Source organism: Pseudoalteromonas sp. J2K-J031, from assembly GCF_058197095.2.
Window position 1 is genome coordinate 1,933,546 of sequence record NZ_CM200279.1, and the last position, 20,587, is coordinate 1,954,132.

At 39.2% G+C, this 20,587-nt stretch carries 15 protein-coding genes and 2 tRNA genes; 11 read left to right on the plus strand and 6 right to left on the minus strand.

The features are described 5' to 3' along the window. Window positions 1-323: 323 nt before the first annotated feature. The 3 genes from AC3KZC_RS08775 to AC3KZC_RS08785 form a co-directional block, all read right to left on the minus strand. The gene (locus AC3KZC_RS08775; protein WP_490577410.1) at window positions 324-1,724 is read right to left on the minus strand and encodes a class II fumarate hydratase; all 1,401 of its coding nucleotides are present in this window, start codon (window positions 1,722-1,724) and stop codon (window positions 324-326) included. Between the two features lie 8 nt (window positions 1,725-1,732). After that, window positions 1,733-2,098 (minus strand): hypothetical protein, encoded by a 366-nt coding sequence (locus AC3KZC_RS08780; RefSeq protein ID WP_490577411.1) that lies wholly within the window; start codon window positions 2,096-2,098, stop codon window positions 1,733-1,735. A gap of 205 nt (window positions 2,099-2,303) precedes the next feature. Further along, window positions 2,304-3,005 (minus strand): DUF445 domain-containing protein, encoded by a 702-nt coding sequence (locus tag AC3KZC_RS08785; RefSeq protein ID WP_490577412.1) that lies wholly within the window; start codon window positions 3,003-3,005, stop codon window positions 2,304-2,306. A 229-nt stretch (window positions 3,006-3,234) separates the two neighbouring features. Between AC3KZC_RS08785 and AC3KZC_RS08790 the strand changes: the two genes are divergently transcribed. Both AC3KZC_RS08790 and AC3KZC_RS08795 read left to right on the plus strand, forming a co-directional pair. Then, the gene (locus AC3KZC_RS08790) at window positions 3,235-4,107 is read left to right on the plus strand and encodes a fructosamine kinase family protein (protein ID WP_490577413.1); all 873 of its coding nucleotides are present in this window, start codon (window positions 3,235-3,237) and stop codon (window positions 4,105-4,107) included. Between the two features lie 68 nt (window positions 4,108-4,175). After that, window positions 4,176-4,370, plus strand: a complete 195-nt coding sequence (locus AC3KZC_RS08795; protein ID WP_490577414.1) for a CPXCG motif-containing cysteine-rich protein — start codon at window positions 4,176-4,178, stop codon at window positions 4,368-4,370. A gap of 166 nt (window positions 4,371-4,536) precedes the next feature. Here AC3KZC_RS08795 and AC3KZC_RS08800 read toward each other — a convergent pair whose 3' ends face one another. Then, on the minus strand, window positions 4,537-5,166 hold the full coding sequence (locus AC3KZC_RS08800; RefSeq protein ID WP_490577415.1) for a riboflavin synthase subunit alpha: 630 nt from the start codon (window positions 5,164-5,166) through the stop codon (window positions 4,537-4,539). Window positions 5,167-5,236: 70 nt separating this feature from the next. On the opposite strand from AC3KZC_RS08800, the gene AC3KZC_RS08805 reads away from it, so the two are divergent. From AC3KZC_RS08805 to AC3KZC_RS08825, 5 genes are all read left to right on the plus strand, one after another. Further along, window positions 5,237-6,586, plus strand: coding sequence for an MATE family efflux transporter (locus AC3KZC_RS08805; RefSeq protein WP_490577416.1), 1,350 nt, complete (start codon window positions 5,237-5,239; stop codon window positions 6,584-6,586). Further along, window positions 6,570-7,589: a DUF3080 family protein gene (locus tag AC3KZC_RS08810; RefSeq protein WP_490577417.1), complete on the plus strand. Its 1,020-nt coding sequence runs from the start codon at window positions 6,570-6,572 to the stop codon at window positions 7,587-7,589. Before AC3KZC_RS08805 ends, AC3KZC_RS08810 begins: the two co-directional genes overlap by 17 nt. 101 nt (window positions 7,590-7,690) lie before the next feature. Next, a tRNA-Val gene (locus AC3KZC_RS08815) sits at window positions 7,691-7,767 on the plus strand. Between the two features lie 26 nt (window positions 7,768-7,793). Beyond that, a tRNA-Val gene (locus AC3KZC_RS08820) sits at window positions 7,794-7,870 on the plus strand. 612 nt (window positions 7,871-8,482) lie between these two features. After that, on the plus strand, window positions 8,483-9,100 hold the full coding sequence (locus tag AC3KZC_RS08825; RefSeq protein WP_490577418.1) for a 4'-phosphopantetheinyl transferase family protein: 618 nt from the start codon (window positions 8,483-8,485) through the stop codon (window positions 9,098-9,100). Between the two features lie 86 nt (window positions 9,101-9,186). Here AC3KZC_RS08825 and AC3KZC_RS08830 read toward each other — a convergent pair whose 3' ends face one another. Both AC3KZC_RS08830 and AC3KZC_RS08835 read right to left on the minus strand, forming a co-directional pair. Beyond that, window positions 9,187-10,896 carry an ABC transporter ATP-binding protein gene (locus AC3KZC_RS08830; RefSeq protein WP_490577419.1) on the minus strand — a complete coding sequence of 570 codons (1,710 nt, stop codon included), beginning with the start codon at window positions 10,894-10,896 and terminating at the stop codon, window positions 9,187-9,189. A 36-nt stretch (window positions 10,897-10,932) separates the two neighbouring features. Further along, the gene (locus tag AC3KZC_RS08835) at window positions 10,933-12,681 is read right to left on the minus strand and encodes an ABC transporter ATP-binding protein (protein WP_490577420.1); all 1,749 of its coding nucleotides are present in this window, start codon (window positions 12,679-12,681) and stop codon (window positions 10,933-10,935) included. 375 nt (window positions 12,682-13,056) lie between these two features. Between AC3KZC_RS08835 and AC3KZC_RS08840 the strand changes: the two genes are divergently transcribed. From AC3KZC_RS08840 to AC3KZC_RS08855, 4 genes are all read left to right on the plus strand, one after another. Further along, complete coding sequence (locus AC3KZC_RS08840) at window positions 13,057-13,344, plus strand: hypothetical protein (protein WP_490577421.1); 288 nt, start codon at window positions 13,057-13,059, stop codon at window positions 13,342-13,344. Window positions 13,345-13,361: 17 nt separating this feature from the next. Continuing rightward, a complete protein-coding gene (locus tag AC3KZC_RS08845; protein ID WP_490577422.1) occupies window positions 13,362-14,234 on the plus strand; it encodes an ABC transporter ATP-binding protein in 873 nt (290 codons plus the stop codon). A gap of 11 nt (window positions 14,235-14,245) precedes the next feature. Beyond that, the gene (locus AC3KZC_RS08850) at window positions 14,246-17,809 is read left to right on the plus strand and encodes an ABC transporter permease (RefSeq protein ID WP_490577423.1); all 3,564 of its coding nucleotides are present in this window, start codon (window positions 14,246-14,248) and stop codon (window positions 17,807-17,809) included. A 419-nt stretch (window positions 17,810-18,228) separates the two neighbouring features. Then, window positions 18,229-20,385: a TonB-dependent receptor gene (locus AC3KZC_RS08855; protein ID WP_490577424.1), complete on the plus strand. Its 2,157-nt coding sequence runs from the start codon at window positions 18,229-18,231 to the stop codon at window positions 20,383-20,385. Window positions 20,386-20,587 lie beyond the last annotated feature (202 nt).

Genomic DNA, 20,587 nt, shown 5'->3' on the forward strand with positions numbered 1-20,587 from the left:
GCTCCCAGAACCAAAATGAGCCACTGCTGCGGCCATTGAATTGTTAGCCAAAATAACCCTGCACAGCGCAAAGCGACGACCGAAAGTAGATACACTCGACTAAGTACTTTTGCACATTGATATACTGAGCGCATAAGCGACTATTAAGCTGAAGCGCACCTAACGTTAATGTAATGATCTCACCTATCATGTGGTTGTACAGTACTGGTAAGGTGTGGTTCTTTTTATTAGCGTTTCTTACCCAATTTTTCTCAGTTTAAGTTTGAAAAATTGGGCTTGAAGCTTAGGTTCTTTGGTTACATAACCAACAAAAGCGTTTTTACCTATGAAGATTCGCCTTTTGAAATCCCGCCTTGACTGAGCAAGGTGGGGTTGAGTAATAACGTTAATTCTTCACGGGTTAACTCTGTTTGTTGTTCGGCGACATCTATAATAGCTTGGCCTGTTTTATAGGCATGCTTTGCAATACTGGCGGCTTTTTCGTAACCAATTATTGGGTTTAATGCGGTTACTAAAATAGGATTACGACTTAAAGCTTGATTAATATGCGCCTCGTTGACCACAAAGCCCGCAATAGCTTGATTCGCAATCGAGCTACAACTACCGCTTAATAGTTCGATACTTTGCAAAATGTTATAAGCAATGACTGGCAACATTACATTGAGCTCAAAATTACCCGACTGCCCCGCAATTGTCAGTGTTGTATCATTTCCAATTACTTGGGCGCAGGCCATTGCAACCGCTTCAGGAATAACTGGGTTAACCTTACCGGGCATAATAGATGAACCTGGTTGTAGTGCAGGTAAGCTAATGTCCGATAAACCGGCAAGTGGGCCGCTATTCATCCAACGTAAGTCATTGGCTATTTTGGTTAGTGCCACCGCGAGCACTTTAAGCTGGCCAGACAGTGCTACAAGGGCATCTTGACTGCCGATGTTATAAAAAAAGTTGTCGCTTGGTGTAAAATTCACACTGCTGAGCATGCTGATGTGCTGATTAAAAGTGCTGGCAAATAATGGGTGGGCATTGATCCCTGAACCAACCGCAGTGCCCCCTTGAGCTAACTTGCTTAGTTGAGCTGATGAATGGGCTATACCATACTCTGCTTGCTCGATTTGTGTCAGCCAAGCACCTAAGGTTTGTGCAAAGCTCACCGGCATTGCATCCATTAAATGTGTTCGGCCTGTTTTTATCACTGAACCTATTTCGGTTATCTTTAACTCAAGTTGTTGTTTCAAAATACCGATTGCAGGCATGAGCTGTTGCTTTAGCGACAGCATTGCACTTACTTGAATCGCTGTTGGGATCACATCGTTTGAGCTTTGCCCCATGTTCACATCATCATTAGGGTGAACGGTTTTGCCACGCTGGCGTGAAGCTAAAGTTGCGATGACTTCGTTGACGTTCATGTTACTGCTGGTACCAGATCCGGTTTGAAATACATTAACTGGAAAATGTTGATAATACGCACCACCGAGTATTTGCTGACAAGCAAACTCAATTGCCAATGTTGTCTCTTGAGATAATAACCCTAACTGATGATTACTTTTTGCCGCGGCAAGTTTAATCATCGCAAGCGCATCAATAAATGCATGCGGCATGGTAAGCGAACTAATAGTAAAGTTATTAACTGCACGTTGTGTTTGTGCTTGATACAAGGCGTCGATTGGAACTTGAAGTTCCCCCATACTATCGTGTTCGGTTCGTGTTAATGGCTTATTCATGGGATTCCTTAATAAGGGTTAAATTCGTGACTCAGCACGCGCATTTCTTGGACTAATTTTAAATATTTTTGATTTTCTGCATCGTGGCGCGAATAAAAGCGCTTTAATGCTAAAAGCGGTTTGTAGATTTGATCTAAGCATTGTTTGCGCATGCGCTGTGCTTGTAAGGGATCACAATATTTGTTGAGTAAATCATAGAAGGTTCGGCGTAAAAACAGCTCTTGCAGTAAAAAACACTGCTCTTTTTCATAACACCGCGCCAAAATCAAACTTGCCTCAATAAAATGGGCAACACACAGCTCAGGACAACGCGATTTTAAATTAAAATAACGCACTCGCTGAGTATATAAATAAAACGCCTTTTCACTATTCATAAACAACACGCCACAACTGTAATGATAATCATTATCATTACAGTTGTGGCGTGTAAATGCAATTACCTTTTTTATTAAATTATTACTTTGCGCTAATTAGTTCACCTAAAAAAACGTAACAAACTGAAAAGTATGAAAATAAAACCATTATAAATCAGTGTTCATAACGTCCCATCTAGCTTAACACCGCTTTATAAAGGTAGTGTTAAACTAGGTGGGCTGCTAAACCAAATAAACCACCAAATACCCCACCCCATACCACTAACCACCCTAAATGTGTTTTAATCATCAGTTGCACCATTTCTTTTACCATTTTGGGGGTGAGCTCAAGTAACCGAGCATCAATAATAGTGGCTACTTTATGCTGTAACTCACCAATCACCTGAGGTTTGGCAATTTGCGCTTTGAGTAACTCATTGAAATTATCCGTTTGAGTTATTTCAACCATTGAGGCTTTCATTTTGTCAATAAAGGGCTGTTTCATTGGAGCAAGCGCTTCGGGCCCACCTAACATGGCCAACATGGCACCAAATTGCGAATTTTGAACAACATCAACTAAAGACTCAAAAGCAGGTGTTAAATCAACCTGTTCAATAATGGGGGTTAACTCAAAATGATGAGCCTGCCCATTTTGTTCAGACATAAATTTATTGATGTTTTCTTCGGTAAAAAACTGTTCCATAATCAAACTTTTTATCGCAGCTTTGAATTCTTGAAACTTGGCAGGGATAACACCTGAGCCATATAAAAAAGGCACTTTTTCAAACAGCATATGAATTGCAAGCCAATTGGTAAAGGCCCCCGATAAAGCAAATAACCCCACCGATAATAGCAATGCATGATTGAATACATAGCCAAGTAAAACCAATATTAATGTGACCAAATTTGTTACTAAACTTTTATTCACACACACTCCAAATAACTCTTAAATTGATAGATACCAAATAGCAAAACCTGCCTATTGTATGCCCATCAAGGCTGGGATGACAAGCCATCCGTCTGTTTCGCAGCAATACTTCAGCATCCCCATGAATCATGCAAATAACTAAATAATTGAGCGTTTTTGTAAATTTTAACCATACTTTAAACCGTCAACTTAAATCCTGAATTTTACTTCGACTTAGGGTGAACTTTCTATGTGGCATACCATTGCAAAACAGATAAGTGATACGCTCAATATTGATTTTGTTATCACCTATAAAGAGCAGCTTAATCAGGGTGAAAATACGTTAGCGTTTAAGGTCTCGGATGGGCAGCATCAGTTTTTTGTCAAACTGAATGAGCTTAGCTATTTTGACCAATTTGAAGCACAAAGCATTAATTTGGCACAACTTACGTTGCATAGCACCTTGTTTGTTCCTGATTGTATTTGTACCGGTGTCACATTAGATCACAGTTTTATTGTGCTTGAATGGCTTAACTTAACCAATCTTAATACCGATAACTGGGCACAATTAGGCACCCGCCTTGCGCAAATGCACAAAAAGCATGAGCAAGCCATGTTTGGGTGGCCGCACGATAATTATTTAGGCAAACATATTCAAACCAATCGTTGGCATAAACGCTGGGATATTTTTTTTGCAGAACAACGTATTGGCTGGCAGCTACAGCTGTTACATGAAAAGGGGCTGAACTTTTGTGAAATTGAACCATTTGTAGAATTAACCAAACATGCATTGCATCATCATGTGATTCAACCGTCGTTATTGCATGGCCATTTATGGCGCGCAAATGTGGGCTTTGTCGGTGATCAAGCCGCTGTTTTTGACGCGGCCTGTTATTATGGTGATCGTGAAGTCGATTTAGCGATGACTGAAGTTTTTGGTGCTTTCCCTGCTACTTTTTATCAGGCTTACCAGAACGAATATCCGGTTTTAGCGCAAGCCAACAACAGAAAACCGTTTTATCAGCTTTACTACTTACTTAACCAAGCCAATGTTTATCAAGGAATGTATTTAACCCAAGCTAAAACACTTATTACAGAGCTTATTGATCATAATAATTGGTAAATTAGCGGTAAAAATAGCCGTTTGGACTACACTTTAATTATTGCAAATAACACAATTGAGCCGTTTTTATGAAAAACCATAAAATGCAATCAATTAGCTGTCCTCACTGTGGTCATCACGTATTTGTTGAAGTTGACACCACCTGCGGTGACCAAGATTACTATGAAGATTGTTCAGCCTGTTGCAACCCTATTCACCTTAATATGCACATCGATGATTTACACCATACCATTGAGCTTCATGTTAACAACGATGATGAGTAAACATTAACCTCTCATCTATAATGGTTTTCAAGAGACACGTAGGCGGCAAGTGCTTGGCCTCTGATGACTATAGGTTCACTACTTGACGAAGATGAAGGCGCAGCGACAGGTATATAGACTCTAAAACACTCTATTTAACGATTAATAGAGTGTTTTTTATGAGTGATTAACCGTGATGACGTTTCATATAACGTTCAATGGTTTCAACAATCGTATAAGTTTGTTGATCAACTTCGATATTAACCAAACTTCCTTCTCTCAATAAACCTAAGTTTGTCACACCGAGCGTTTCAGGGATTAAATGTAAGAAAAAACCGTCATCGGTCACTTCACCTACGGTTAAACTGGCACCATTCACACACACAAATCCTTTGTGCAAAATATAATTGAGCCATTTTGGGTCTAATGTCAGGTAAAAATAACAGTTATCACCTGTCTGCTCGATCGTTGCGACAGTGGCGGTAGCATGAATGTGACCTGAAACAATATGACCACCTAACTCAGTACCAAACGTCACAGAGCGTTCTAAGTTGACCTGATGCCCTTGTTGAAGCTGTCCTAAATTTGTTAACCGCAAGGTTTCGTCAATAACGTCAAAATGCACTTGCCCAACCACATCTTTCATACCAAGTTCATAGTGAACAACCGTTAGACAACAACCATTCACGGCGATACTTGCGCCAATATCAAGCTGCCTTAAATATTGACCTGGTACAGAAAGCACCAAACGAATAACCCCTTCGCTTTGGGTAATCGCCACAACTGAAGCTTTAGTTTGTACAATACCAGTAAACATTTTATTTTCCTTATCTAAGGTAATTTAGATTACAATCACGGCTCTTTTTATTTCAATATCTAAGATACACATGCGATTTAGCCCCTGGGAAGCAAAATACCTATTGCGTTTAGCAATTCCTGTTTTTATTGCACAAGTTATTCAAGTGCTCATGGGCGTGGTTGATACTATCATGGCCGGCCAAGTCAGTCCCACAGATTTAGCGGCTTTATCGATTGCGACGGGGCTTTGGGTGCCAATCATGCTCACTTTACAAGGCATTTTACTGGCGCTCACTGGGATTGTGGCGCAGCATCATGGTGCAAATGATGAAGCCAGTATCCGTGAACAACTGCATCAAGCGCTATATCTTACTTTTGCGCTCACCGTTATAGGTCTGTGCGTTATTCATTGGGTAAGTATTCCAATCAGTTATATTAAAATGGAACCCGCTGTGGCAGCCATGAGTTTGGACTACATTGATTATGTAAAATATGGTTTACCTGCTTACTTGTTATTTTGTACTTTTCGTAACGTAGCCGAAGGTAAAACACTCACAAAACCCGCTTTGGTGATAAGTATCATCGGTCTTGCGGTCAATATTCCGGCAAATTATATATTTATTCATGGCAAATTTGGTATGCCTGCACTCGGGGGCGCTGGCTGTGGTGTTGCGACTGCAATTGTATTTTGGGCGATGGCGATTGGCATGGTTATTTATACTTTTTGCAGTAAAAAAATCGATGGTAAGTTCTTATTAAAAGACCCAATGAAACCCGACCTATCGGCCATTTATACCATGTTTAAATTAGGGCTACCTATTTCATTAGCAACCTTGTTTGAAGTAACTTTATTTGCCTGTATTCCACTGTTTATTGCCAGCATGGGGGCGGTTGTCGTGTCTGGTCATCAAGTAGCAGCAAGTGTCTCAACTGTATTATTTATGATGCCACTTAGCCTTGCGATGGCCATTACAATTCGAGTGGGTAACCTAGCTGGGCAAAAAAACTTTGTCCAAATGAAAACCGCTATTTTTACCAGCTTTATGCTCGCCATTGGTATCTCTGGTATTGTCGCAAGTATCACGTTTATGGGCCGAGAATACATCAGTGAAATCTTCTCTGAAGATCCTCACGTTATTTTACTGGCCTCATCGATTCTGATATTGGCCTGTTTTTACCAGCTTCCCGATGCGCTTCAAGTTGCAGCCAATGGCGTATTACGAGGGTTAAAACATACCAAACCCATTTCATACATTACCTTTTTCTCTTATTGGGTGATCGGGTTTAGTTTAGGTTATGTACTGGCTATTACAGATTTAATTGTTGAACCAATGGGCCCTCACGGGTTTTGGTTAGGCATTATTGTAGGATTAACAGTAGCGGCGATACTTTTAATCGCCGCAGTTGTGAAGCGACTCAAACATGAAATCTATAATTAGCTCACTCTTATTTATAATAATACTCACTGGGTGCACACCGTCACCCAGCGAGCACTACGAAACTTATATTCAAAGGCTACACAATACGCTTGAGTTCACAGATGGACCAACGCAAGCCACAGCCCCTATTAGTATTAAACTGCCGCCATTTACATCAAATACAGCCAGCCAGTTTAATCTTTTGGAGCTGGCCAATATCAACCAATGTTATTTAAGCCAACTTATTGCCAAGCATAACAATCAATTAGGGAAAACAGCACTCCCAAGTATGCAGCTTATTTATCAAATTGAGTTTTTGCAGCACACCCAAGATTGCCAAAATCAACTCAAAGACAACGATAAAATAATCAATACGCTTGCTAAAGTCAGTGAGGAAAAGCGCCAAACAATTTACGCCCAATTTAAACATTTTCTACTAACCGAACCCGAAGCAAAACGACTGTTCAACCTAAGTAGCCAAGAGATCAACATCGATGAACACGCAGGCCTAAGCGATACCTTAAGCGCCCTCACCCTATTGAAAGAGTTCGATTTTGCTTTAAAAAATAGCGATGTTAGCTCATTACAATCAAACGACCTATTACATGCCTTACAACTACTCAACCAAACACAATTTAGTAGCAAATTAATTACCAGCATGCAAAAGCAGATATCACTCAATGAGCAATTAACAGAGCAGTTAAGTACTATTGATCTGCCCCAGTTTTGCCCAGAAGGAAAGCACAACCCAAACGTCGCCATTTTCAGTAATATTTTTACACGTTTTTATTTAGAAAATTTACAAGGGTATCAAGCGCAGCTAATTGGGCAGTTTCAACAACTCAAACCATATTTAATCATTCTGTGGCAAGATAAAAATGGCCAGCTCATCCACCCAGAGCTGCGCCACATTGTTGGGGATACTGACCATTCCGACTTACAAAGCAAGCTCAGCTCAAGTGCCAAAAAACACGTACAATGGTGGCAAAAATTTTATCATATTTGCAAAATCGCACCAAAATGAGTAAAAAAACGGCAAACAAATCAAAATATTAAATTCAAGCTTGATCCACATACCAAGTCGCTATATATTAGCGACCAGTTAAGGCAGTCCTTGACAATAGTACGACCGTAGCTCAGTTGGTTAGAGCACTACCTTGACATGGTAGGGGTCGGTGGTTCGAATCCACTCGGTCGTACCAACTCTTTACGAGTTAAAACCTGCAATACAACCGTAGCTCAGTTGGTTAGAGCACTACCTTGACATGGTAGGGGTCGGTGGTTCGAATCCACTCGGTTGTACCAAAACTTCAATAAATTCCTACTCTTACATAGTATTTACTTTTTTGTTTTGCGCCTAAACTAAAAAATATTCCTTAAAATTTATTCAACTACTAGCTCAAATTACATCAAAAAACCGGACTCTTCCTTTGTGTTAAAAATAATTAAATTTTAATCATCTTTTGAATGTGCCCAAATTTGTGCCTTCGTGCCAAACACTCTTATACCAATCCGCATAAAGATTAAGTCTATTTAATCCAATCTCTAAAACACATTTTTTTGATCCTATCTGATATAGAAATGAATGTGTTCCATGCTTTTGACACCTGCTCTACATATTCATCTGAAGATGCTGAAACTAAAATGATTGAAAGCCATTAACGTATACGGCTAGTGATTTAACAGTTTAAATATCGACATAAAGGCAGGTACAATGGCTGAGTTTACAAGCAGTAGTAGTCTGCTTTGGTCGATTTTGAAGACCGTTTAATATATCCCGTTTTAACGAAGTCTTACTCATCAAATAAGTAACAAACCAGAGTTTAAAAAGGTGATATTAAATCACCTTTTTAAAAATATAATACTAAATAAAAACATAATTTCCTTTGGCTAACTAATAAAACAAAAGGAAATAATGTGGCCTTTATTGAGAAAGTACAACAGCTAAAAAAGAGCTCATTCAAAGGGGTTATTTTTACAGGCCAATTTAACTTGCAACATTACAACGATAATCTTGTATTTTCATTACTAGGACATAAACTTGACCCAAAATTACAAAATGCGGTTAACAAAAGAAAAGCAGAGTTTGTTGCTGGAAGATACATAGCGAAATGCTGTTTACAACAACATGGCGTATCTACTACACAAGTCCCTATCGGTACTCACCGAGCCCCAATATGGCCAGAAAATATCATAGGCTCGATTGCTCATACCAATAATAATGCTATTTGCGTAACTACAGAAAAATCAGTTTATCGCTATCTAGGAATCGATATAGAACCAATTTTATCTGAAAAAATTGCACAGCAAATAACAAAAACAGTGTTGCTCAGTACTGAGTATCACCTAGTTTCAGTCCTAGAAAGGCCAGCACATTTGATAGTGACATTGATATTTTCTATTAAAGAAAGTCTCTTTAAAGCACTTTACCCCGAAGTCCAACAATATTTCGACTTTGACACCGCCCAAGTGCTCGAAATTGACTTTTTTTTAAAAAAAAATACAACTAAAGTTAGTCAAATCACTTACAGCTGAACTGCAAGCAGGTAAGCAGTTCACTGCCTTTTTTGATATAAATGAGCAATACGTAACCACTTTACTATACGCAGCTTAAATAACTATTATTGTTGGGACTGCCATAACGAATGGTATATACCTTGTTTTTCTAATAGCGCATCATGCTTGCCAGTTTCTTTAAGCTCTCCTTTTTCCATAACGAGTATTAAGTCAGCATCAATGACGCTATTTAAACGGTGTGATACGGTAATTAACGTCTTGTTAGCAAACTGTTTTTTACAAATATCACTTAATAGTTCTTGGCACTCAGCATCCAGCGCAGAATTAAATTCATCTAATAACAAAATAGGAGAATCCTTCAATAAAGCCCTCGCAAGCGCTATTCGCTGCCTTTGCCCACCTGATAGCAGCGTACCTCTTGCACCCACTCTCGTATCAAAACCTTTGGGCAACTTTTCAATGAACTCCAAACAATGGGTAAGTCTACACACTTTATGGACTTGATCTATCGATGCATTGGGATTTCCCAACAAAATATTGTCTAAAATACTAGCATCAATTAATTGAAAGTCTTGAAACACCATAGTAACTAAATCATGAACATTAGCCGTACCCGTCTCAGGTAAGGACAAACCACCAACTTTCACTGTTCCACAACTCGGATCTGCAAAACGCGCGATCAGATTTAATAAAGTCGTTTTACCACTCCCAGATGCCCCCACTACCACTATGTGTGTACCTTGCTCTAACCTAACACTCACCTCTTTTACTAATATTTTACCATCAAGGTTTAGTGTGACTTTATCAAATTCAATATCAAAACTCGATGGCATTTGAGGTGCTAGCGGTTCAATTAATTGCTCCATAGTCATTGCCTCATCAAGTTTTTTTTCCGACTCAACAGCCAAACGCAATAAGGTTAAATGCTCACCTGCATCTTGTAATGGACCTAAAAGTTTATTCAAAAGAAAAAGAGACAAAACGCTGGCAACTAAGCCTTGCTGGCTGTCAAATTGAATAGCAATCCCTAGGATAAAAACCACTAAAGTGAGTTCAAGCAACAACTTATAAATAACTACCGGCCCCGCCCCCCACACTTCTAGCCGCATAGACTGTTGTTTGGTCATTTCGAGATGAGTATAAATTTTATGTAACCACTGAGTTGTTCTAGCAAATAATCGCAGCGTCTTTAGTGCTTCTAAATAATCTGACAGTAGATTAGCGCTTTTTTGGTAAGCAAGTTGCTTATCTTTAATAATCTGTTGAAACTTTCTTCGTGTCCAATACATAGCTAGCATGGCTAATGGTATGGCTAGCAATACCGTTATCCCATACCAAGGAGCAAAAAAGACGAGAGTTAATAAAACCAATATGGGAGCAACAAGCGCAGAGACTAAATCAGACGCAACATGAGAAAAGATACCTTCGACCCTTTTCATATCTTCTTGAAATAATGTTAAAAAATTTCCAGAGTGGGTTTTTGTTAAGCAATAAAGAGGTAATAGCCTTAAGTTATTAAGTAGCTTGATCCTATATGATTGCATAATGCGATAACTACCAGTAAAACTAAATAACTGCCCAAAATAGCTAAAAATTAGTTGTACTGCGAAGATAGCGAATAGAAGTAAAAAATAATCTTGTGCTGAATTTAACAATCCATCTGTTGACGAAACTGGGGTAAATACAGCTTGATTAACCCAATAAAAGCAAACCACAATAGGTAAGATCTCAAGCACTCGCTCAACGACCCTGCATATCATACCAACCAAAAACGTCTTTTTACCTAACTCAGCATGGTTGATCACTCGGAGCATACTTAACACAGCTTCATTATTTATCATCTTTTAAACTCAACTCTCAAACTTTAAAGCCTGCTTATTATTTTGTAAGTACCAATTACTTTTGTAGTATTGATTAGTTTCCAGCAATTCCAGATGGCTGCCAGATGCAATTAAAGCCCCTTCTTTCACCACCAAAATTTGGTCAGCATTTTCAAGACCAGCGTATTTATGGCTTATCATTAAAAATGTTCGTTGCGGATAGTAAGTCTTTAGAGCAGTGATAATTTTCGCATGATTTAGATTATCTAGTGCCGATGTCGCCTCGTCTAATACTATCAATGGGCTTTTTGTTAACAGTGCCCTCGCTAAGGCAATACGTTGCTTCTCTCCGCCAGAGAGTCCTTTTCCACCTTCATAAATAGGCTGTTGTAATCCTAAATCTTGTTTATCAACCCATTGCGATAGCTGGGAAACTTTAAGTGCCTGAGTTAAAGCTCCTTCTTCTAACTGCGTACAGCCTAGACACAAGTTTTCTTTTAAGCTGCCTTCAAAAAGGTAGATATCCTGTGAAACTAAAGCCAGTAACTGTGCTCTTTGCTGATCTGATAGCGTTTGAGCAGACATCCCGCCTAACACGACTTCCCCATTTGTTGGAGATAACAAGCCTGTTGCTAACATGGCAATAGTTGACTTACCTTGCCCCGATGGACCTATTATCAAGTTAAAGCTATTTGGCTCTATTGAAAATGTAACATTGTGCAACGTGTTTGTTTCACCGTCGTAGCTATAATCAACACCAATAAAATGCAGCAGCTCATTGCTCTTATTTACTGGGGTTTCGCCAAAATAACTTTGTTGATTGTTTGACTTATGCAAATGTGAGATACGCTTAACACCTGAAAGTAACTCATTAGCATCCATAAAAAAGCGGCTCATTTTTATAATAGGCTTTAACATACTTGTCGATAACAGCAAACAAACGACCACTTCCAAAGCCGCTATTTCACCTAACTGATATAACCATACTCCAGCGGGCAATACCCATAACAAGGTCGCACTGAGTAATCCCATGTATAACACCCAACCCGGCACGGTTTGAGTCGTAAGCTCATCAACAATTGTGTAGTAACGATCTAATTTTTGATTCAGGATCTCAAATCGCTGTGCATCGAGTTTAAACACTTTCATTACTGCGATATTGTTGATGTAATCGCTTACCGTCGTAGCAAGGTCTTTCTCAGCGAGGCTAAATCGGTTGTAGCCTTGCTCTGTATGACGCATAAAAATATAGCTAGCAATAAATGCGAGAGGCACAACAAAAACGGTGATCAGTGCTAATCTCCAATCTAAAAGCACCAGTACAATAAAAGTGAAAATTGGCATTGCAAATGCGCTACATAACTCCACTAAATGATGGGCAATAAAATTCTCTAACTGATCCACATCTTGTAATACATTCTTTTTTAACGCTGCGGGATGTTGTTGCATCAACCAAGTAAGTGGCATAGCGGTGATCGTTGCTAACAATGCCATTCTTACCGCAGTCATGGCCTTAAATGCAGCTTGATGGCTTTGGTAGTAAGCACACATAGTTAACATAACTTTACATACCATAACTCCAAGCAACGCGAATGCTAGTAACCAGATTGGGTAACCAAGCTCAGCGCCTGAGAGAATGAGAAATACTTGGTATAAAAAGAATACTGGAAGTAGTTCGAATGTTGTTGCGCATAGCATAAAGCATACAGCTTTAATTAAATCTGAACGGTGCGGTCGGCAAATATCAGCGACAACTATCCAAGGGTTAAATTGTTCCATTTCAATTACTTCTTAGATTGGCATTTATCAAACGGGTGTAAAATCAAAAAAGCCGCACTATTGGAACTCATTGCCTGTCATTTAAATTATGGCAATAAATTTCATCATGAGACAAAGTATATTTAAAGATAAATATACAAGCACATACATCCCAAAAACCCCCCTTATCAGGATAACGATCCCCCTGAACAGTATTTATTACAGCCATAGAAATTGTGAACCATATAAAGCAGATCGTATCTAGGGTGATAAATAGGTTTACACTAGATAATATTCCCTTTCTGGGGGGGGAAATCACCGATATGGGTAGAGACGAAAACATAGGCACTGATAAATTAATAGGCTACTGAATAATTAATTATCAGAGACATAGTCATGAAACTGTCAGGATCAGGACCATTCCTAACGACTGTTATTAATGAGAGAAACAAACAAGTTACAAAAACGAAACAACCTAAAAAAGTGGCTGCTATTCCAGCATTTTGGGTTGATTCACTTGCTGTATTAAGTATGCAAGCTGCGGCGATTTCTGCACTCAACCATCACGTCTCACTTTATTTAGGTGAAATACATGAAACCAACTTAGAAGTACTAATACAGTTAAAATCCAACCTTAGTATTGGTTTGCGCAATTATACCGAACCATTTGCTGCCACCGTATAAATAGAGATGATTTAGACATGGAACTAGAAATTAAAAATATATCTAAAACCTACAATAATGGTGTACATGCACTAAAAGATGTAAACCTCACTCTCACTCCCGGCATGTTCGGTTTACTAGGACCTAATGGCGCAGGTAAAAGCAGCATTATGCGTACTATCGCCACCTTACAGCAACCAGATAGCGGCGACATTTTATTTGATGGTCAAAGTATTTTAAGAAATCCAAATACATTTAGACAGAAACTAGGTTATCTGCCTCAAGAGTTTGGCGTTTATAGTAATGAATCAGCGTTAACACTATTAGATTATTTTGCACGCTTAAAAGGCATCAAAGATACTAAGCAGCGTAAGCAGCGAATTGATGAATTATTACATTTAGTTAATTTAACTGAGCATTGTCACAAAGCAGTAGACACATACTCAGGAGGAATGAGACAACGCTTTGGTATCGCGCAAGTGCTATTGGCCGCCCCGCAAGTGATCATAGTGGATGAACCCACCGCAGGCTTAGATCCGGCGGAAAGAAATCGCTTCTACGCTATTTTGCACCACCTCACATCTCAAGCCATCGTGATTCTTTCAACCCATATAGTGGCTGATGTAACTGACCTATGTAAAGACATGGCAATCCTAAATAAAGGCGAAATTTTAGCGCGCGGTGCACCTGACGAGTTAATACATTCAATACAAGGTAGTATTTGGCAAAAATCAGTTACTAGAGATGAACTAGCGCAGTTGAGAGCACAGCATAAAGTACTCTCGACACGCATAGTTAAAGGTGAAATCAAAGCCACTATCCAAACAGCTCAATCCGCACCTGGATTCTCACCAGCAACTGCAGACTTAGAAGATTTTTACTTCAGTTATGTCCCTGAATTAGCGGTGTAGGACTCAATAACATGAATGCAATTTTTAATTATGAACTGAACTACCGTTTACGCTCAACCGCCACTTGGGCTTGCCTGATTTTACTTATATTGATGGGCTATAGAGAAATGCTTGGAGGTGAGTGGGATAGTCTGATGCAAAGTGGTCGCGTTGCACGAAATTCTCCCTATGCTATTTATTATATCTTCATGTATTACACTTTTTGGGCTGCAACCGTGGGCAGCGCCTTGGTTATCCCAACCCTTTTAAGGGATCTTTCCTCTGGCAGTGCTAGCTTCTTATATAGCTTTAATTTAAATAGTAAATCTTATTTTATCGGTAAGTACTTAGCCTGCTTTAGTATTGTATTTATGGTGATGTTATCTGTTGTGATAGCCATGCTTACTCTACCTTACCTCTCAGGTTTATTTTCTATTTACCCTGACTCAGATTTTATAACAACTCCCTGGCCTCACCTACTCCATGGTATTATGCTTTGGATCTTACCTATGAGTATCGTCTATACAGCGATCCCTTTTTCGTTAACTGCGCTGACAGGGAAAGCAACTCCTGCCTATGCCATGATGATGATTTGCATAGGATTATTTGTGTTAATCACCGCTTTATACGGCGATGGTGCTCCACAAGCTTTTTGGCTGCAAGTCGTTGATCCTCTTGGTAAAGTAACAATTGAAAGCCAAATTTTTTACTGGACCGCAGAGCAAAGAACGCATAGTTTTTTAGCACTCGAAGGCGCTTTTCTATATAACCGCTTACTGTATCTCTCGCTAGCACTGGGACTACTCATATTTGCTTACCTAAAGTTCGATTTAGTTCACTTTCAAAATAAAGCAAAAGTTAAAAAAGCAGCAAATAAAACACAGGGCAATATCACGACTTCCCCCTCCCAACACGCAGTGCTAGAAAAAATCCAAATAGCAGATATCGATAATCTCGCATATTGGTTGAGATTATGCTTTCGGTTGGCCACAGAAAAAGCCACAAAAGTAATACTGAACAAGGCTTTTTGTTTTTCAATGCTAACGCTGGTATTAATGCTCGTTATCGCCGGACTTAGCTATAGGCTACCAGCACTTGCAGGCACAGCAACACCACTTCCTAGTAGTGAGCTTTTGTTGCCAGTACTTACCTACCCAAGCTTAATCTTCACCATGCTCGCTGCAGCATTTTTTGTTGTTGATATGTGCCATAAAGATCACCAAGTCAACACCGCCCAGCTAGTAGCAGCATGCCCGATCCCGACATGGGTAAACTCCACTAGCTATATCATTGCGGCAGCCATTATCGCTATTACACTGACCCTAACACCTGTGCTTTCAGCACTTTGCGTACAATTATTGAAAGGCTATTTAGATATTAATTGGGCCAATTTATTGCACGTTACCCTATTGGTAATAGCACCGCTCATGCTAGCTTATAGCTTTATAGCTGTTATTAGCTATGGGCTCATGCAGCACAAAATCATAGCGCAAATTTTAGCGGTTTTACTGTGTATATCTCCAGCCATATTGCACGAAACAGGCACGGTAGAAAATTATTTATATTTATGGGCATGGCCGTCAATACCTCAGCTATCAACAATCGCATCGACTGAGCAATTTATTTCGCGAGATCTCCACTTCACAGTTTACTGGTTAAGCTTATATGTGGCTTTACTGATATTTGTCAATTGGTTATGGCCAAGAGGCGTTATTTCGCCTTGGTTAACCAGAATAAAAAATTTAAGCGCTAAAGTAACACTCACATCATTTACTCTATTCGTCGGGTTCTTCGGTTTATTTTTATGGCAAGGTCAATTTATTTATCACCAAGTGGTGATAAACGGAGAGCATCGCTCCGTGCCTGCACAGTTTGAACAACGATTCAATTACGAGCAAAAATATAAAGTACATAAAACAACTGCTCAGCCACATATTACGCATGCCGAGTTAGATATCACCCTATTACCAGCTCAACGCAGCGCACTGGTAACAGGGAAACTATTAATAGATAATATCAAAACCCGCACGCTGCTTATCAATAAGCCACATGCCAGCAGCATACAAGATATCCAGCTAGATAAGATCACGGCAAATGAAGTCGTTGCTGATGATATCAATGACGTTATTGTGGCAAGCTTTAACAGTCAACCGCAAAGTAGCCCTGCAAAGTTGTCTTACACACTCAATACGCAATACGTAGGATTTCATAATGAGTCTGGCCATTACTTAGGTAAAATCACTGCAAACAGTAGTTACTTAGACAAAGCGTTCTGGCCAAGTATCGGGTTTGATAACAACCGAACAATTCAAGATAAGGTGATGAGACAAAGGGTGAAGCTACCGCCTGCAACAGTTTTAACTCCGCATACCTCTCATTATGCTGTACACGACGCTCAGTTGACCACCTACCTGCTCAATATCAAGGTGCCAGACAGCCACTATGCAGTTGCCCCTGGTGAGCGAAAAGCAATTAAACAACAAAATGGGCAAAGTCTATTTTCCTATACGATGAATACACCAAGTACTTGGAACCCTGCTGTCGTGACGGGTTACCTTGCTATGCTGCAAACAAAAGCAAATGTTCCCCCCCCTTTAGCCACTAATATCGAAGTGTTTTATCACTCACAGCATAAAGAAATGGCTCAATTTATCGCTGAAACAACCAATATAGCACTTAACAAAGCGATATCTATTTGGGGTGAATTCCCCTACCCCACAGCACGTATTGCACCAATCCCTGAAAATTCGGTAGCAGCTAAAGTATCGGGTAATCTTATTTTGCTATCAGAACAACAAATTTGGCAGCTCGATTTAAGCCAACCTAACAGCAAAGACTGGATAAGGTTTGTCATTGGTGAAGCCGTAGCCAAATCTTATTTCGAGTCCATCCTTATTACTGACAATCCCGGCTATCCTTTAATCACAGAAGGAATACCTACCTGGTTTGCTTTTACACAAATGCCTATTAGTACGCTATTTCAGGTAGATATACTTTCTCGTATAACAGACCAATACTTACTGCTACGCACTTCAGAGTCGGGTGAAGAAAAATCAATAGGCGAACTGACTGATGAACTATATGCAGCAAGTAAAGCTAAGCTAAATATCTTATCTGCACAGCACCTGTTCGGTGATCCTGATTTTGTCAAATTAATCAGTAATAATTATCAATTGTGGAAAGAAGAGGCTATTGCTTCTGTTAATAATGAGTGGTTAATTAACGATTTACAGACGCAAACTGACACTTTAAAAGCTAAGAAAAACTCACTATTTAGAACCACAAACACCTATGATTTTTCCATTCATAATTTGCAATTCACTGAACAAACCAAAGGAAACTATCAATTAACAGCAAGTTTGAATGCACTGCACATTGCAAATAATAATCAAGAGAAAAATCGAGGTTACTCGGGCAGTGCAACCTTTACCATGTTATTCAAAGATGATGAGAAACGTACTATTGCAGTTAATTTTCACAATGGTAAAGCTCAGTTAAAAACCACTGTAAACACTAAACCCATCGCGGTCTTCTTAAATGCTGATGGGCAATATATTGAAGTCAGCTACAGTGATAACCAACGTTTTTTAAAATGAAACTTAGCCACTTTTAAAGGAAATAAAATGATGAAATTAGACGAAATAGAGATCAAAAAACAAATATCTGATCTCATGCCATACCACCAAGGTGAGATGGTTTCGATAGCTATCTGTTTTAATCCCAACCAACACCATGAGTTGTTTATTGGCATGTTCAACTCATTCACAAAGGAGACTTTAAAGAAATTATTTTTTTGATTGTGTGGTAAGCCAATTATCTTTGATTGAAGCGCGAATTTCAGGCTATGGTTACCCCGTAGCCATAGCTAGTTAAACAACTTGAATAAACAAGCTTATAAAAAATACAACCTTTTTGAGGGGTTATTATCTTTTACGGGTAGTGACTCCACATATTTTAAATGAGAATAACTCCTATTAACGAGCTTTCATTATAAGTCTTTTAGGAGTTTACCTCGATGCCCTTCTCACTTTCGCCAGAGTCATCTTCCCACAATCGTGTTATATCTAAAACCAAAATTGCCAAAAGTATCTTGACCATACTTGCCGCTTCTGCATTGCTGAGTGCGCCACATTTAGCGACGGCAGATGAAGTGGAGGTTGAAAAAGTCGATTTAGAAAGAATACTTGTTACCTCAGAAAAGCGCACAGCTAACATCATGGAAATCGCGTCCAGTGTATCTGCATTATTTGGTCAAGAACTTATCGATTCTGAAGTAAATTCAATGACAGATCTAAGCCACCTTATACCAAGTTTACATGTATTTAGCTGGGGAGGTCGAAGAGACAGTAATGTATTTATCCGCGGAATAGGGCCTGGTCTGTTTACCGAACCCACAGTTGGTTTTTATGTCGATGGCGTAAATTACGGCAACAACAGTATTTTCGATTTGGAATTGGTTGATATAGTTCGTGCCGAAGTGCTACGAGGCCCACAAGGAACACTCTACGGTGGTAACTCATTATCAGGTGTTATCAATATTGTCACCAAGCAACCAGATGAGATGCCTGAGTTTAAAGCTTCTTTATCTTATGATGAATTCAATTCGAAAAGATTAAGACTCGGCATGAATACGCCTGTCAATCAAGACAATTTATTTTTTGGCTTCTCTTTATCTGCTCACCACAGTGATGGACACATTAAAAACGTATATTTAAATAAAGATTTCGGTGCACGTAATGATGTTAGCGCACGGGCAAAACTACGCTGGTTAGCCAGTGATAATATTGAGGCCAACTTGGTTGTTGATTTTGAGAAATTTAGAGGTGACTCATACGCTATGGGTCCACTTGAACAAATTAAGGAAAACCCTGATCAAGTTCAACACGATTTTGAAGGGATAGATAATCGAGATTCGTTAGGGGTTTCAGCAACCATCGATTTCACTGGAAGTTACATAGACTTTATTTCTATAACTAGTTGGCGAGATTGGAAAAATGACAACTCAGCTGATCAAGATACCGGAAATATGACTGGCTACGAATTTACCAGCTCTACAAAAGAAGATTTTGATCAATTATCACAAGAGTTTAGATGGTCATCAAAAGGAAACTCAGCACTTTACTGGTTAGCCGGTCTATACGCTTATCAAAGTGAAACGACTTCACATACACATAACTTCCAAGATTTTTCTGCTTTTGGAATGGGAGGCCCGGTCTCAGATTACTCGGTGACCACCAAAGATGATAACGCCCTTGCAGCCTTTGGCCAAATAGACTACAGCTTAACCGAACAATTAACTCTGACTTCTGGTGTGCGCTTTCATAAAGAGAAAAGAAAAGCTTACTTAGACTTAGATTTCTATTCACAAGGGACCATTGTCGAATACAGTGGCGAAAAAAGCTTTAACGAAGTTCTACCGAAGCTAGCCTTATCGTATCAAACTAAAAATGACGACCTCATTTATAGCTCCTATAGCAAAGGTTATCGCGCTGGAGGCTTCGATACTTTATACCCAAATCAGAGTAAACCCACTTTTGAACCTGAATATAGCCACAACTATGAGTTAGGTTATAAAACTTTATTCTTAGATAATAAATTGAGTTTATCTCTAGCTACTTTTTACATTCAACTAAAAGAGCAACAAGTACAACAGTTACTTCAAAATGCCACTATTATCACTGATAACGCAGGTAAAAGTGAAAGTCAGGGTGTTGAATTAGACTCTCGCTTCAATATCAACACAGATTGGAGCTTGTCATTCTCGACCAGCTATATTGCAGCCAAATATAAAGAGTATAACAGTATTAATTTTGCCACTTTCATGGCCGAAGATTATAGTGATAATTACTTACCTAACACACCTAAATTGAGCGCAAACCTTTCAATTAACCACCGTAGTGAGCTTGGGAGTAACTTAACCCTGTTAGCACAATTGGATAACATCTACATGGGTGAGCATTACTTTGATGCTGCAAACACTATGAAGCAATCCGCTTATTACTTACTCAATGCAAAGGTGGGAATAGAATCACAAGAATGGTATACACACCTATGGGTTAAAAACGCGCTTGATGAATATTACTCCAAAGTCGAGTTTAACTTTGGCTTTGGTATTACCGCAGAAGCCGGAAACCCAAGAACCATAGGCATCACTGTTGGTACATCATTCTAATTAACCTGAGCTTTGGTTAAGAGATTTACTAACGTATTGATATTGAATTGGTAAATTTTTTTTCAAGTCTGTAGCCGGAAACTTTTAAGGATAACAAGGCGAATTTACGCGTCAATAGCTGGCCTATTGTAAGTAAATTCAACGCCGTTAGCGTTGAAAGTAGCCTCTGGGGATAAATTTATTATCCAGAGCTCAGGTTAAT

What these genes read in the sequence shown, in the direction of transcription:
- AC3KZC_RS08775 (WP_490577410.1), bottom strand. Translation starts at nt 1,724, where the DNA reads ATGAATAAGCCATTAACACGAACCGAACACGATAGTATGGGGGAACTT.
- AC3KZC_RS08780 (WP_490577411.1), bottom strand. Translation starts at nt 2,098, where the DNA reads ATGAATAGTGAAAAGGCGTTTTATTTATATACTCAGCGAGTGCGTTAT.
- AC3KZC_RS08790 (WP_490577413.1), top strand. Translation starts at nt 3,235, where the DNA reads ATGTGGCATACCATTGCAAAACAGATAAGTGATACGCTCAATATTGAT.
- AC3KZC_RS08795 (WP_490577414.1), top strand. Translation starts at nt 4,176, where the DNA reads ATGAAAAACCATAAAATGCAATCAATTAGCTGTCCTCACTGTGGTCAT.
- AC3KZC_RS08800 (WP_490577415.1), bottom strand. Translation starts at nt 5,166, where the DNA reads ATGTTTACTGGTATTGTACAAACTAAAGCTTCAGTTGTGGCGATTACC.
- AC3KZC_RS08805 (WP_490577416.1), top strand. Translation starts at nt 5,237, where the DNA reads ATGCGATTTAGCCCCTGGGAAGCAAAATACCTATTGCGTTTAGCAATT.
- AC3KZC_RS08810 (WP_490577417.1), top strand. Translation starts at nt 6,570, where the DNA reads ATGAAATCTATAATTAGCTCACTCTTATTTATAATAATACTCACTGGG.
- AC3KZC_RS08830 (WP_490577419.1), bottom strand. Translation starts at nt 10,896, where the DNA reads ATGCTCCGAGTGATCAACCATGCTGAGTTAGGTAAAAAGACGTTTTTG.
- AC3KZC_RS08835 (WP_490577420.1), bottom strand. Translation starts at nt 12,681, where the DNA reads ATGGAACAATTTAACCCTTGGATAGTTGTCGCTGATATTTGCCGACCG.
- AC3KZC_RS08840 (WP_490577421.1), top strand. Translation starts at nt 13,057, where the DNA reads ATGAAACTGTCAGGATCAGGACCATTCCTAACGACTGTTATTAATGAG.
- AC3KZC_RS08845 (WP_490577422.1), top strand. Translation starts at nt 13,362, where the DNA reads ATGGAACTAGAAATTAAAAATATATCTAAAACCTACAATAATGGTGTA.
- AC3KZC_RS08850 (WP_490577423.1), top strand. Translation starts at nt 14,246, where the DNA reads ATGAATGCAATTTTTAATTATGAACTGAACTACCGTTTACGCTCAACC.
- AC3KZC_RS08855 (WP_490577424.1), top strand. Translation starts at nt 18,229, where the DNA reads ATGCCCTTCTCACTTTCGCCAGAGTCATCTTCCCACAATCGTGTTATA.